Annotated in this window: 10 protein-coding genes; 4 read left to right on the top strand and 6 right to left on the bottom strand. The window is 42.9% G+C overall.

Translation table 11 applies throughout. The annotated features are described in order from the left end of the window. Window positions 1–669 precede the first annotated feature (669 nt). The 4 genes from BUB30_RS20080 (at window position 670) to BUB30_RS20065 (ending at window position 6,023) form a co-directional block, all read left to right on the top strand. Window positions 670–957, top strand: coding sequence for a hypothetical protein (locus tag BUB30_RS20080; protein ID WP_073137559.1), 288 nt, complete (start codon window positions 670–672; stop codon window positions 955–957). A gap of 15 nt (window positions 958–972) precedes the next feature. Then, window positions 973–1,680: a hypothetical protein gene (locus BUB30_RS20075; protein WP_073137557.1), complete on the top strand. Its 708-nt coding sequence runs from the start codon at window positions 973–975 to the stop codon at window positions 1,678–1,680. Window positions 1,681–1,806: 126 nt separating this feature from the next. Continuing rightward, window positions 1,807–2,646 carry a Hachiman antiphage defense system protein HamA gene (locus BUB30_RS20070; RefSeq protein WP_073137555.1) on the top strand — a complete coding sequence of 280 codons (840 nt, stop codon included), beginning with the start codon at window positions 1,807–1,809 and terminating at the stop codon, window positions 2,644–2,646. Then, a complete protein-coding gene (locus tag BUB30_RS20065) occupies window positions 2,643–6,023 on the top strand; it encodes a DEAD/DEAH box helicase (protein WP_073137553.1) in 3,381 nt (1,126 codons plus the stop codon). Before BUB30_RS20070 ends, BUB30_RS20065 begins: the two co-directional genes overlap by 4 nt. Window positions 6,024–6,342: 319 nt before the next feature. Here BUB30_RS20065 and BUB30_RS20060 read toward each other — a convergent pair whose 3' ends face one another. From BUB30_RS20060 to BUB30_RS20020, 6 genes are all read right to left on the bottom strand, one after another. Then, complete coding sequence (locus BUB30_RS20060) at window positions 6,343–7,731, bottom strand: DUF6602 domain-containing protein (protein ID WP_073137550.1); 1,389 nt, start codon at window positions 7,729–7,731, stop codon at window positions 6,343–6,345. 1,692 nt (window positions 7,732–9,423) lie between these two features. Further along, entirely contained in the window at window positions 9,424–9,678 is a 255-nt protein-coding gene (locus BUB30_RS35650) for a DsbA family protein (RefSeq protein ID WP_317044209.1), read from the bottom strand. Window positions 9,679–10,253: 575 nt separating this feature from the next. Beyond that, complete coding sequence (locus tag BUB30_RS20035; protein WP_073137542.1) at window positions 10,254–11,912, bottom strand: carboxylesterase/lipase family protein; 1,659 nt, start codon at window positions 11,910–11,912, stop codon at window positions 10,254–10,256. A gap of 214 nt (window positions 11,913–12,126) precedes the next feature. Beyond that, window positions 12,127–13,482 (bottom strand): 3-oxoacid CoA-transferase, encoded by a 1,356-nt coding sequence (locus BUB30_RS20030; protein ID WP_073137540.1) that lies wholly within the window; start codon window positions 13,480–13,482, stop codon window positions 12,127–12,129. Window positions 13,483–13,513: 31 nt separating this feature from the next. Continuing rightward, on the bottom strand, window positions 13,514–14,713 hold the full coding sequence (locus BUB30_RS20025; RefSeq protein WP_073137538.1) for an acetyl-CoA C-acyltransferase: 1,200 nt from the start codon (window positions 14,711–14,713) through the stop codon (window positions 13,514–13,516). Then, window positions 14,713–15,810, bottom strand: coding sequence for a lyase family protein (locus BUB30_RS20020; RefSeq protein WP_073137536.1), 1,098 nt, complete (start codon window positions 15,808–15,810; stop codon window positions 14,713–14,715). Before BUB30_RS20020 ends, BUB30_RS20025 begins: the two co-directional genes overlap by 1 nt.

Genomic DNA, 15,810 nt, shown 5'->3' with positions numbered 1-15,810 from the left:
GGAAATAAATTCGATGCGGTCACGGTGGTGCAGATAGACACGCCACCGCAACGTGCTATCCTTTAGGCCAGGCTCCTTTTCGGTATAAACTTGGTGTAAGTCTGCTTTTGTCACATACCCATTGCCTCCGAAGCCGGCGACAATCTGGAGATTCCGCTACCCTGAACACCTAATTCCGTGCAGGTGTGATCAGTGATAGTTAACTTAGGATTCGAGATTGCAACTGATTAGTAGCCAACGAGGCAGGTGCTCAATTGATTGCGGAATCAGTTGTCCGTACCATCCGGAATGTATTGATCATAGGCTCGCGGAAAAAAGTGTTCACAGGTACCGAAATCTCCACACAGGCCTACGAAACAAAGTGGTCATCCACCTCGGAATCTCCAGGTTAACGCCTGAAGAGGGTTCAGAGTATTAAGAAAAAAACCGTGATGCAATTAGATTAAATTATGAAAAAAAAGACTCCGCAGCCAAATTAACTGCCATCCTTACCTACGCCGGATACGTCTTGGTTGCTCACGAACTAGTTAAAAGCATGATCGTTGGACCATCAGGTCATTCTACCAAAATACAACATTCGAAGGAGGCCCCTTTCATTCTTACCAGAAGGACGTACTTACGAGAAGCAAGAACGAATTTGAAGCTTGCTTGCTCTATCTTAAAGAGTTTATGAAAGCAATTAACAGCGAAGACATCAACGTGATTCAGGCTCTGCGTAAACATCGAAACGATTTGGCTCACAATCTTCCAGACCGCTTAGACATTATTCACATCGATCAAAATTCTGCTTTGTTGGAGAAGGTTAAGGGAGTCATTTTTAAGTTAAGCAACTATCGCACGTACATGGAAATCGGGCAGGAAGCGGAATTAAAGGGAGTTGATTGGAATTCCGTGAAGGGCCACGAGTTTTTAATAATTGAGAATATCGTTAATAACGTAAAAATCCTCAACCAATAAAAAAGTAACCTCACAATGGATGACTCCGCGAGACTTTTTGGAAAGAAGACGAAGAAAGACTGGAAGCAGCTTCGCGAAAGACTTAAAACAGATTTCAACAATGAGAAGGATTGGGACCTAGCTGCTGACCTAATGCGAAAGAGGTTTCAAACGCGATATTTTACTCCAATCGAACATATCCTATCGTTGAACATCACGAATGGCGAAGGCTTTTCAGTGATATCACTAATGTGCAGCCTGATTGAATTCTTCCAAAGCTGTATTGAGGGAAAAAATTACGAGTTGTATGCAGAAGAAACTGATTTTGTCTATGGATCATCATCTGGAAAGTTTAAGGCATTTCTGTTAAATGAAGATCCGTTTAAGGAAATATTTGCACAAAAGCTATCGAAACCAAAAAAGAAACTTCAAAACATAGCGGACGACTTTTATTCCAATGTAAGGTGTGGACTTCTGCATGAAGCTTCAACGAAAAATAATTGGGTTATACGAACGAGTAAAAAAAGTATTCGCTCGACATTACCATTTATTGACATAGCGAATCAAGATGAAAAGATTATTTACCGCGACCTTTTCTACACAGTCCTAAAATCATATTCCATAAACTATCTGGCTATGATCTCTAGCTCAAAAAGCAAGAAATCGCAATTGAATTTCTGCCGAAAAATGGATAGTCTTTGCGAAATCTATAACGATACGACTGCGCCGTGGTGGAATCCATAAAAACCGAAATTAGAATTGACCTTCAGCTATATTTTAATTATCTTAGTCAAGTTAAGATTCCTTGACCCCCACCCGATCTAGCCTGATCACAGCCCACCTGGAATCTCCCACTCAAACAAAACTATTATGCCCAACAGTCAAACAGACTTAATTGGACAACATCCTGTTGCTCCTGATTTTTTCTTTCGCTGGTTAGCCTGCAAGGATGTAGCAGTAACCAAGACCAAATGCCATCGTTCTTTAACAGCGTTGGTCCCTACCAATAATTCTGATTTGATTGATTGGCTGGCCAAAAAGGTTTTTCTCCATCATCATTCGACTTACCGAATCAAAAAATTAAAACAGAACTATAAAAAATTGGGATTTTCAAAATATGCAAAGCAACATCGAAAGCTTCCCAAAGCAGACAAGACAAGAAAAGGAAATGCGACCGAAATCCTCCTGACTGAGTATGTGGAAAGTTGCCTCCAAAAAAAACTAATTAAAGTGTTCAAACTACGATATAACCCCAATGTAGACCAAGCGATAAAAGGAGATGACACCCTAATGGTTGATGTCTTGAAGGGCAAAAAGAAAGATAAAATCAGGATGTACCTTGGCGAGGCCAAATTCAGAAAAACTCCAACAAAAACCATCGTAGAAACAATCACCAAATCCCTTGAACAAAGTAAAAACCCGCTTTCCTATTCTTTTCTTGTTGATGAGTTAGGGCGAGATCCAGCAACAGAATCAATTGCAGACATGCTGGATAAGTTTCTAGTAGAGCAGATCAAAGGTAAAGGTGATCTAATATCTGTTGGTATGCTTTTCAGCAATACCAGCACGCATGGTATTACAGAGGCCAATCTAAGCTCAAAGAATTCAAATATGGTTTTTATCTCCATTGGTATCGAAACTCCCGAAGACCTTATCAAAAAGGCATTTACAAAGGCAAATTATTATGTTAGAAACCCGTTAGTTGTATGACTACAGAGGATATAGACAGAAAGCTTACAGCGCTTGAGAGTGACTCTTACATTCAAAATATGATAGCTCAGGCTAATTCCAGATACATTCTATTCAACACACAGGAAGGCCGTGAAAATTTTCCACCGTACACAATTCAGGATGAAAATCTTAATCTGCTAGCATTGTACTACATGGAATTAGGATGCTGTTATGCTGAGAATCAGGACATGGAGTCAGCAAGAGGTCCGCTAGAAAAAGGATCTTCCATTCTTGAGTTCGTCCATGGCGCTAACACCAACAAAACGGAATTCAGTGGCTATTACTCATTGATAGCAGCTCTTGGCTATTATGTGTCATTCCAATATTCAAAAGCCTTCATCTTGGTTCAGAAAACCAAGACTGATACCGCTATCGGAAATATAGTCGCACTGTTTCTCCAAAGAAACTTTCAATTGCTACAAATCGAAATCGAAAAAATACTGGTTGATCCAACAAACACCGATGATTTCATCGATGAATTTGATGAAGGAGATTCAGGTGCAGATAAAGTCTACCTTATAACAATTGCCCGCGCTCTAAACAATTTAGTTCGATACCTACAAACAGGATTTCCAGAACTGCTAGCAAGCGCAAAGCAAAATCTTAAATTACTTAAAGAAATCGCTGAGGTAAAGCAAGAACCTGGAATGTGGTGGGTAGTACGCCTTCTAATTTTACTTGCGGAAGGTTTTGATCTTTCTGCTCTTTGGCCAGCGTTGTCCCTTCACTTTGACACGTCACTTGTTGTTATCAAGAAATACATCAAAGCACTTGTCTATCTGCCACCAAGAGGTATACACGAATTGTTCATCACTCAAAGGAAGTCACTGGCAAAAGTCCTTAATAATGACTCACTTGGTGCCGTTGTGACCATACCGACAAGTAGTGGAAAAACAAGAATAGCTGAAATTGCAATTGTCAGCAGTCTAATTAAAAATCCAACCGGTAAGGTCCTGTACATTGCGCCATTTAGATCATTGGCGTTTGAAATTGAAAACACTCTAGAGAGAGTTCTGTCCACGGTCGGGATTTCACTATCGCATCTTTATGGAGGCGGTCTGTATAGTACACTTGAAGAGAAAATAATCGAAGAGTCCAATGTTTTTATTGCGACACCTGAGAAAGCAAAAGCAATACTCCGTGGTAACCGCGACTTAGCAGTTGCTCTTAAGCTTATCATAATTGACGAAGGTCACTTACTTGGAGCTAATAAGCGTCTCATAGTTAACGAAATGTTTTATGAGGAACTGCGGTATTTTGCTGAAAAAAACAATGCGAGATTTCTATTGCTTTCCGCAGTTCTTCCAAATGCCGAGGACCTTTCCAAATGGTTAACAAAATCTGATGAAACAATATACAAAGACACTTGGCGTCCCTCAGACGAAAGACTAGGAGTGCTTGAGTGGAACGGAAAGTCAGTTAATTTAAATTGGACGTCCTCGGATCAAGAGCGTCCATCATTTAACTCCCGTTTTGTTGTCAGCGAACAGCTACCCCTTCAAAAAGGGCAGCGAAAACCCAGAGTTTTTCCAGGCAATAAAAATGAGGCGGTAGCGGCAACCGCATTTAAACTTAGAACATTTGGAACTGTATTGATCTTTGTGGGTCTCCAAAATTCAGTCTTTGGAATGGCTGAAGGCTATATAAAGTGTCTTGGAAATAGTCCCGAGGACTTCAATTGGCAAAATAAGCTTGATTGGAGATCGTATGAGCTCGCCTGTATTGAGACATACGGTGACAAGAATAACTGGCTACTATATGCTAGAAAAGGGATCTTATGCCACCATGGATCGCTAAATGCGGATGTTCGCCTGCCGCTCGAAAGGTTAATGAGAAATGATAAGCCATTAGTTATTATTTCAACTTCAACCCTTGGTCAGGGAGTGAATCTAGGTGTCTCCACCGTAATTTTCTCAACTGTTTATCAAAGCGGCACCTTACTAACATCACGAGATTTCTGGAATATAGCCGGGCGAGCTGGTCGCGCATTCATCGACCATGAGTCTAAGGTATTAGTAGCATTAGACAAATCAGACTCATCCACGCCTAAAGCGAGACGAAAAACCACGTACGAACAAAAGAATATTCGAAACTTTTTTGATAAAGCTAAAATCGACATTGCCACAAGTGGCATTCTTACTATGATTCGATCTCTGGAGATTGTAGCAAATGACGGAGACATTGAATTCGAAACATTACTTCAACTAATTACAGAAAATAACGTTCATGAGATTGGTGAAAGGGCTCAGGAAATTGATGACGTCCTGGATTGGATCGATGACACTTTACTGTCTTTGCACGAACTTCATAGCACGAGTGAACATGAAGACTACGAATGGATCGATACGTTTTTCAGAAATTCTTTAGCATTCATTCAACTCCAAAGTCAACCTACGTTAGGTGAACAAGACCTTCTAGCATTTTTTAAGGCCAGAGTAATCGGAATTGTCGCGAAAGTGGGAAATGATCGATCTAAATGGAAATCCATTGTTCGATCTGGAATCCCGTTAAACAGCGACTTATTTATAGAAACTCAATTGAAGCGAATCGTCACTCTAGTTGAATCATACAACGATTCCGATGCCGAAGTTAACGAAAAGGTTAAACTTGTCAGATGCATAATGAAATTGGCTAGAGAAGCGCCGCTTTTTAAAGAAGATGCCAAACTTTTACAAGATGAAAAGCTATTAACAACGCTTGATCGTTGGATACATGGAGAACCGTACGAAAAGGTACTTGAATGGGATAACGCAGAGGAGTCAATTGCCAAATTATTCACATACAAGATACCATGGATCTTTAATGCTATTAGCAAAAAATTGCGACTAAAAAACTTGGACGATCAAGCTGAGGTAATTGAAGAAATGGCGATGTTGATTGAAATCGGCTTGCCAAACTTAAAAGCTGTAAAGATTTATCAAGCTGGAATTCGTTCAAGAATATCGGCTTTTGAATTATCAACACTCTTTGTCGATGAAGCTTGGGAAAAATCAATTCGCGACTACAAGACGGAAATCCTAAATGAAAAAATTAAACTTCAAAAAAAAGTATCAGTTTATTGCTCTGAGTGGATTGATCTCATGTTTGAACTATCAACAAGAAAAATGTCACAGATCGAGAAAATACCAAATTTTACAATTTCGAATGACACCATGAAGGGAATTACTGTCGCCCGAAATATAAACGGGCTGCAATACCTTTGCTCAATAGACATGACCTCAATGCTACAAATAGATGCAGAGGACGTGGATTTTTCAGCATTGAATAACTTACAAGGAGTCTTCTTCCATTTTGACGACTCACTCAACGCATGGAAGCTAGTCGTTGATAATCCATATGTAAAAATCAACAAGTAGCTAATTGAAGCTTGTCAGTAGAGATTCCGACCCCCTTGACCACTTTATTTCGAGAGGGCATGATCACCTTAAGTTAAGTAAGCACAGATTCAATCGTGTTGAGACATAACTTCAAGATCGTCAATACGAGGGATGGTCAATTCCCCCCGGAATAAATTGCTCGATGGTCCGGAATGTTCTGGTCACAGGCCTACGAAACAAAGTGGTCATCCACCTCGGAATCTCCAAGTTGACCTTGTTGATTAATTTATAGAGGCCTCTGTAACGCTAATACCATTCACACGGCGGTCCGATTGGCATGTGCATGTGTTGCGTCAACTCAATCCACAAAATCCGCTCCTGCTTCTGTAATTCGTATCTTTTTTTCAATTGCCACGAAGTCCCCTTCAGACCTGCCCTCGGCAGAACTCTCTTTCGCAGAGTAATACACTACCCGATATGAGACTTCCCTGGCGCTCTCTTTCAAAATATCCCTAATTCCCACGTCCGTCTGGTGCTTTGAAAACCCAATTGCAATTTGTTTAGTGGCTTTCTGATTTGGCAATAACTGAAATCGATTTTTGAACCCGTCGACAGAAATTATCGCCTTAGCACTACCGATGTTTTCAACTTCGATAAGAATTTTAACCTGTGACGCTTCGTCATCGATAACAAACAATTCAGTCGATGCCACTTGTTTGACAATTTGTATCTTCAAGTGGGCCTCTCCTTGAAGTTTATTCTCCAATTGGATTCGCGCCTGCTCGCGCTCGATGTTGTCGAAAACCTGCCCAAAACTAGCCCTGTTGCTATCATTTAGAGCTATCCCCTCTAGTCTCGCCAACAATTCAATACAAAAATCAGCGAATGCAGATCTCGACCAACTTAAAAGGACTATTTTGTCCCCTTCTTGATAGGAAACCATATACACCTTGGTAACTGACCAATTGTTATTGGAGGTCACCGTTAACTTCGCGCCTGCTCCTTGCTCCCTTATCTGTAGGCTACCTTCTTCTGTTAAGACAATTTTAAGGGTGTCAATCGCCCGTGCCAGCGGGGTTAATACTTGGCCATTCGAAGCATTATTCTCCTTAGAAGTCGACACGTGGATTAAACCTGTGCAGGATAAATCACCTTGATATCGCAGTACAACACCGCCGTTAAACCCTGCCACCTTCGCTCCTTTGATCAACTCTTTTAAAATTGCGCCACGGTTTACATCGTCCTCAACCAACTCAATAAAAATAATTCCGCACGTGTAAAGTGGTGCCAATTGATCCTTGAATTCATCTATTTGGTTCAATTTCTCAATTGCGTCGAACACGTTCTGTTTCGTAAAGCGAGATTTGACTTCATAAACGGCCACCACATTCTTAGCTGAAATTGCACGTGCCTTGCCTTGCTCACTTTGATCAACGTTTCCCTCGGTCCAAAGTACAGGTGATTCTAACTGATTGTAGATGATGACATCATAATGATAAATTTTTCCAGTGTCATTATACACGTTGGGAATAATATAGCCAGAAGTGACTCCGTACTTTTTTGGCAGAAATTCCCCCAACCATTTCCTCAAATATGCCTCTACGCCTTGACCGTGCGCGGTCTGCACTGGCCTATTTTCTGTCAGGTCCTTCAACCTATCAAATTCAGAAAGTATGTCTTTTCTATTTCGAATGAATTCTTTCCACCCGCGTTGACCATAGCTATTTTCAAACATCTCGTTAGCCATATTTGTCTCCTAATATTAATCTTCAAGCCAATTTTAGGTATTTCGCATTTCAAATACGAAAATTCGTGGTGCCAATTTGATCAAAAGCTTTTTCAAAAATCGAGATAACATTTTGTATATCAACCTCTTACTTGATATCTAACATTGCATCATTACTCCGAAAGAATTTTCAATGGGCAAATTACACCTTCGTATTAGAAAATAAAGATTGGATTGCCTTTTCCTATGCGTCTGCGCAAAAAGACTGCGCAGTCACATACGACCTTTGGTTTATAAGATCAACATTATTATGCGCTCAGAATTAAAACGTCTTAGAAAACAAACCGAGCAGTTCGGGCTGAGCGACTTTAACGATTTGTTCGTCCTCGCGAAAAAACTAGATGAAGCCCATGTAGATCGTTTGATTAAGGTACAGAGAGAGCATGACATAAATTCGCCAGAACTAGCGGACGATATTATGGACGACCTATTTTGGTACGGTTACCTGGAGTCATTCGTGATTTGGCATTTCACACTTTGCCAGCTGCAGAGCATTCTTGAGGCTACATCGCTCACAATATTTTAAAATCACCCTCGAAAGCTGGTGGCATTAGCTTGAAATTAAAGCAACTCCAACAAAAAGGATTTAAGATGCACCAAGATGACATCCAAGAAATTAAGGAATGGGCAAAGATTAGAAACAATTTGACCCACAATCCGCCTTCGATCTACAGCGATGGAATTCTTCGTAGAGACGATGTTGAGGAATACCTTCTACTCTGTATTAAGGTTACAACCGAGCTAGAATCCCAATTAGCAAGATTTCAGAACCCAACTCAATTCATCATATGAGCAAACGTTTTGATCCAATTCAGCCGAGCCCACTCGAATCTCTGTGCAAAGTCCTGGCAGATACCGATACAGGTTTAAAGGGCACCGAAATTCTCAAGTATACTTAGACCGCCAGCCAAACAAGCCTGAGCCTAGCCTTTTACCTCAAAATTTCCAAGGTTGCCAGAGTGGAGATTCCGCCCCCTTGACCACTTTATTTCGTGAGGGCATGATCACCTTAAGTTAAGTAAGCACAGATTCAATCGTGTTGAGACATAACTTCAAGATAGTCAATACGAGGGATGGTCAATTCCCACCGGAATAAATTGCTCCATGGTCCGGAATGTTCTGGTCCCAGGCCTATGAAACAAAGTGGTCAACCACCTCGGAATCTCCATCAATGTTAAGGCCGCAAGTTGAATGTATTATTAATTGTAGGTACTGCGTTTGTAAGGAGAAATCTTATTTGCTGGAATGATGAAGCAAACCACGTAGTCCGGAAATTTTATATCGAGTTCGTGCTTTGTATCCAGGTGAATGATTTTGAAAAGATCCCGAACATTAGGTGGCGGCTTTTCCGGAGCTTTCTCCGAAAGATCAAGGACAACAAAGAAAGCAACTTGATCCCTTGTATGTGCATAGGTCTGGGCCTGACTGATATAGTTCTTTTTTATATTTCCCCAATCCAAAATCTGATTTGACTTTTTTAATTCAATCGGCAGATGTGGAGAATCCGAAGTGGCTGACCATCTTTTTCCGTTTTGCCCTGACCATCAATTTTCAGATGACGTGACCACCCAATTCCGCCACCATTTGACCAGAAACGAGTCTAGCAATCAAGGGGTTCGAAACCTAGGCGAAGTTCAAGTCCCTCAGGTAACTTTAGCTGGTCACGCCCTCCTGAAACAACGTGGTCAATGGGGTCGGAATCTCCACTTTATGTTCTGACAAAAATTGATGTATATTTTTATCAATTCGTGTTTTAATTTCCGGGGCGAGTTGAAAGCTCTTCCATATCACTTGCACTTCGTCTTTATGCGGAAATTGCGATAATGCACTTTCAAATTTTCGTTTTCCGATATAACAGAATGGACACATCACATCGCTCCATATCTCAACTTTCATTTTATTTTCCATATCTGACCTGTTGTTAATTCTTTTGAGTTCTTCCCTGTTGGCCTTGGGCCATCGTGAACACGAGGATGTACTTCACAACATCTTTGATTTGACTTCCTTTTTTAGCTAATGTATGTACTTTTAGTATACATTAGTAACTACTATACTACAGTATGTTGGTATACTGTAGTATATCATTGGTAAATACAACGAAAAATTGAGAAGCTTGAGTTTTACATCATCGCCGTCGCATTCCAAACCATTCCCCAACTTTATTTGATTTGAATAAGGTGAACCCGTTGAATTCCTTTGTTCTTTCTTCTTCTGTCAAACTATCGGCAGAAGCCCTTAAAAAGCGAAACCCGATAGCTTGATTGCTCAGAGGCTACCGGGAATAACGTGTTTCAAAGCCACAAACGGGATTTGCAAATAGAAAGTTATCTACAAAAATGAAATACGTGGAATTTGAAGCTAGAAAATTGCAACTCCTCATTGTCATCTCCCTTTCATACCGCTACGCGCCCCTGTCTAGACAGATAGATATGGCTTGTCGCTAAACTAGCATCGCGATATCTTTTGAAGTGATATGGATTACATCAAAATTTTCCGATCGACTTCCAAACATCTACCTCCTCGCTAAATCGATCGTTGATCACTTCGCACTTGGTGTCTATTCGCATCGTCGGTCTGTCCTTCAAATTATAGGCTGGCCACGCCGGCAGATTCTCAGCGGTTGGTTTCCCCGTTCTGGCAAATCCAGTCCAAAGAGCTGCCATATTGTGCGAGGCGATGAAGCGATCAGGCTTACTGCCGCCAAATCCCATTCTTGGAGGCTCTCCAGCTTTTGGCGGAACCTCATTGTTGAACTTAAATGAGATGTCCATGGCATGAGGTGTACCCATCGGGTAGTCTGTTCCGGGGATCTTCATATCAGACTTATAACCAAAATTATATAAGTAAACTGGCGCCCCATTCTGTTTGGCTTTCTTCTCGGCGATATCAATTGAGCCAAGTCCCATCATGGTAATCGACGAAATCGCTACAAAGATATCAGGTGCCGAAGCGTTGGGTCTTGACTTCCGATATGTTTCGATTATTTTCTTTGCGTCCGCCCCATACTGAGGTTCCAGTCTGGTCTGCAAGCCAGCAAAGTCCATTGTGAAGGCGCTGGTGTCCTTCCTTTCCCAAGCAAAAAATGTATACTCGTCTTCATTCCACCCCGTCATAAGAGGCTTGTCACGGGATATATTAGGAGCCGTGGGATCGAAAGGGTGATTAGGTAGTACGATACCATCTACAACGGGACCGAAGCCAAACATCGGTTTATTTTTTTCAAGATGTGGTGCTACAAACGAAAACTTTGATTGCACGGTGAGCAAATCGACTGCCGAAACATCGAGCAGCTTTCGCCAATCTTTGGGGCTAATATTCAACTCCTTCAAAACCTTTGCCGTGGTCTCAGCCGCTGTTTCACGGGCAGTCATGCGAACACCTGGTCCGCTTTCGATGGACGCTTTATTAAAGAATGGAGAGGCTTCTGGCATAGCATATAGGCAGGACGTTTTTGCTCCTCCTCCTGACTCGCCCCAAATCATCACGTTGTTTGGATCACCTCCGAATTCAACAATGTTTTTGTTCACCCACTTTAACCCCTCGGTGATATCCAACACACCCATATTGCCTGAACCTGCATAATCTGATCCAGCAATCTCATCCAGGTATAAAAATCCAAGCAGGCCCAGCCGATGGTTAGTCTCCACGACAACGACATCAAAATTCCTGGCCAGGTTGGCACCGTCCTGCCCTCCGGATCCACCTGAACCAATGACATATCCGCCACCGTGATTGTAGAACATAACGGGACGTTTCTTATTATCGTTGGCAGGCGTCCACACGTTTAGAAAAAGACAATCCTCTGATGGATCTGGTTCACCTCGTCTGGGAGACTGAATCGCCGGAGCGCCTAATTGTATTGTCTCCTTCACACCTGCCCAAGGCTCCAGAGGGGCCGGCCGACGAAACCTTCGGTCTCCAGAAATTCTCCCACCATACGGTATTCCTTTGAAAATATTCACCCCCTCTGTCCTGATTCCTCGAATCTTGCCGTACGAAGTTTCGATATCAACAAATTCCTCTGCCATCTTGGTCCGGGCAAAATAGCCCGGGGCGGAATATCCTGTTTTGGAGAATGTAGCTGCAGCGACCGCAGAGAGCGACATCCTTGTTACAAATTGTCGTCGGTTCAAAGACTTCATACTTATTCGGTTTAGTAAACTTTTAGTTCGACTACGCTATTTATTGTTAAGTTGATCGTGTAATCCAATCTATATTGATGAGGCTTTAAAAGTTACTCCTCAATACCTATAACCAAAAATACAATCTAATGCAGCGGCAACTGTTCTGAACAGTCATGACTTCCGATTGGTCAGCACTGACGAGACCGCCTGAACATTAACGGTTCCTTTTGTCCTATTCAATACAAAGCTTGTTTTCAAAACTCGCAGAGGTTTTTGATTGAACTTCGTCCAGTGTCGCATCGGGCATCAGTTCAATAAGACAAAGTTTACCATTTTGAAAATTAAAAACCGCTAGATCAGTGATCACCAAATCGACGGCATTAGTTGCCGTCAGGGGAAGCGTGCACCATGGAACAATTTTCGGACTTCCATCCGCATTTGTATGGGCCATCGTTATGATCAGTCGCTTCGCCCCAGAAGCCAGATCCATGGCACCACCAACTCCGAGCAATGGTTTGCCTGGCACGGCCCAATTGGCAAGGTTGGCGTTTTCATCGACTTCAAGCCCTCCCATAATTGCCACGTCCACATGATTACCTCGAATCATAGCAAATGAATCAGCACTATCGAAGTAGCTGCATCCGGTTAAGGCTGTCACCGGTATTTTGCCAGCGTTAACCGGGTAGTTCAGGGCACCCGCATCTCCCTCAGGTTCTGGCCCAACGCCCAGCATTCCATTTTCGGTATGCAGAATAATCCCGTGTTCCGGCTTGATCAAATCTGCTATCAGAGTTGGAATGCCGATCCCTAAATTGACAACATCTCCTTTTCGTAGTTCTATGAATGCTCTCTTAACCATGTTCATGCGCTGCTCATCCACCTTCTTCAAGCTTGATTTCACAGATGCCGAAGTCCCTAAGTGATCTATGGAAAGCTTTGCCTCAACCAGGTAGTCAACATAGCAACATGGTGTATGAATATCCTCCGGATTTATCCCGCCTAGCGGAACGATCTGCTCGACTTCGGCAATAACAAGATCCGCCGCCGTGGCCATTGCTTTATTAAAATTCTGCTCGGTCATTCGATACTGCAAGTTGCCCGCAGTATCTGCTTTCCATGCCCTCACAAATGCCACGTTACCTTTAAGCGCTTTTTCAAAAACATACTCTTTGTCATTGATTATCTTCGTTTCCTTGCCTTTTGCTATCAAAGTCCCTACTGAGGTTGGCGTATAGAAACCACCTAGGCCCGCCCCTCCCGCGCGAATAGCTTCTGCAAGTGTTCCCTGGGGCAAAAGCTCATACTGGACCCTTCCGGATTGTGCAGCCTTTACCGCATCTGGGTTGCTCGTAAAAAATGAGCCAATCATTTTTTGGATCTGCCCATTAAGCAGCAACTTTCCACCTCCAAGATTTGGTTCACCAACATTGTTTGCTATATAGGTCAAATTCCTTGTAGACGTCTTTGCTAAGGCATGTAATAGATGTACAGGATTTCCTGTCATTCCAAAACCACCAACGAGTAAAACGTCGCCATCTTTAACCATCTGCGCCGCTTGTTCCGCGGTCAATCGTTCTATTTCTTTCATAGCATTCTATTGACAAAATTCTGAGGGCTTGTCAAACCCTTTCTAACACCACGGCAGATCCCTGGCCAACGCCTACACACATTGTCGCCAAAGCATATCTTTCGTTTCTTCTTTGAAGTTCCATGGCTGCGCTAAGTATGATCCTTGCACCCGTCATTCCCAACGGATGGCCAAGAGCAATAGCACCACCATTTATGTTTATTCTCGGATCATCGTCACTCAAACCCAATTCACGAATGCAGGCCAGGCATTGTGCCGCAAATGCTTCATTTAACTCGATAACACCTATTTCATCTAAAGTCAACTTACTTTTTGCAAGGACTTTCCTCGTCGCATCCACAGGACCAATTCCCATAATCTCAGGCTTTACGCCCATGGCAGAGTTTGCAACAATTTTCGCCAGTGGCCTAAGATTATATTTTTCAAGAGCACGTTCAGAAGCAATTAATATCGCTACCGCACCATCATTCAAACCCGATGAGTTTCCCGCCGTAACTGTACCAGCTTCTTTCTTGAAGGCTGGTCGCAACTTACTTAGTGCTTCAATCGTGGTTCCTGGTTTCCTGAATTCATCCGAGTCGAAAACAGTGACCTCACCCTTCTTTCCTATGAATTTTACTGGAACGATTTCCGCGGCAAGTCTTTCTGAGGAAACATTCGCCTTCTTCTGCGACCTGAATGCAAACAAATCTTGATCGTCGCGGCTGACCCCATACAACTCCGCCACCTTTTCGGCAGTCACACCCATTGGATCCACGCCATACATTGACTCCATCAACGGATTTACAAAACGCCACCCGAAGCTGCTATCAAACATCTGAGCATCGCCTCCGTAAGGCTTTGCGCTTTTAGAAATCACGTATGGGCCTCTGGTCATATTCTCGACGCCTCCGGCCAGGTAGATGTCGCCGTCATTATTATTTATCGCACGTGCAGCGTTGACCACAGCACTCATTCCAGAGGCACACAAACGATTTACCGTTTCACCGGGAACCGAATGCGGAAGCCCAGCAAGGAGTAAAGCCATTCTTGCAACATTTCGATTGTCATCGCCTGCCTGATTGACGCAACCAAAGATTACCTCATCGATGGCACTTGCCGGCACGTCCGGATTGCGCTTCAACAATTCTTTGATCACCAATGCGGCCAAATCATCCGTCCGTACAGAAGAAAGGCTTCCTCCTAAATTTCCAATTGGAGTCCGAATTCCATCAATGATAAACGCGTTCATTATTGCTTGTTGCTCTTTTTGAACAGATCGACATTCCTCTTCATGTTTTCGGTATTGACTTTGATTTTCTCACTGATTGTCAGGGCGTGGTTTAAGCCGGCTGCTGTGTTGCCAACAATCTGGGGAATGCACTTCCATTCCAAAATCCATGCTGCGGCATCCCGTTCATTGGTATGAACTAAACTATTAAGCTGGATCGAATGCAAGCCGGAGTTAAGCTTTGCCAGCGCCACGAGTGCTTCGCTAAGAACGGGATTGTTTTTATGTGGCATCACGCTACTCTTACCGCCCCCTTCAGCATTTTCAACCAGCTCCCCAACTTCTGTTTGTGCCATCACTAATATGTCTGCGCCCATTTTGCCAAGTACACCGGAAGTGATCGCCATCCAATTCGTCAGTTCACTGAGACCATCGCGTTGTGAGTGCCAGGATGGGCTTAGATGCAGATCCAAGGCCGCCGCGACCGCCTTCCGCAAACTATCACCCTTTTCTTTGTAAAAAGCCAAATCACCAACCGCACCACCAAGTTGGATTTTTAACGCGCTATCTTCGACATACTTCAGCCTGTCGGATTGTCGCTGCAATGGTTCCAACCACGCAATAATCTTATGCTGAAATAAAGTAGGCATCGCGAGTTGACCACGGGTGCGTGCCATGCACGGTGTATTGCCGTATTTTAGCGTGAGCCGCTTAAGGTTCGAAATGACGAGGGCCAGTTTTTCACTGATTATCTTCGTAGCGTCTTTAAGCATCAACGCCAAGGCAGTGTCCATTGCGTCTTGTGAAGTCGCGCCGTAATGAATGAACTTCGCCTTATTTGCGGCGATCTTGGATTTCACCAATTCAAGCAGCGGAACGACCGGAACGCCATGTTGCCGTGTACCGTCAGCGAGTTCCCTTGGATCGACGACTATACTACTTAGCAGACTGCTAATTTCTTCGCTTGCCGTTTTCGGAATGATGTCCAGGTATGCTTGTTCTTTTGCAAGGGCGATTTCAAACGCCAGTATTTTTTTAATTAATGCCTCGTCGGAAAAAATCCGGGATATTTCTTTATCGGCCAGATATTTTGAGAATATTTGAGAGGTTTCATTCAT

The sequence above is a fragment of the Chryseolinea serpens genome (assembly GCF_900129725.1).
Lineage (GTDB): Bacteria > Bacteroidota > Bacteroidia > Cytophagales > Cyclobacteriaceae > Chryseolinea > Chryseolinea serpens.
This window is presented reverse-complemented; position numbering and strand designations above follow the sequence as displayed.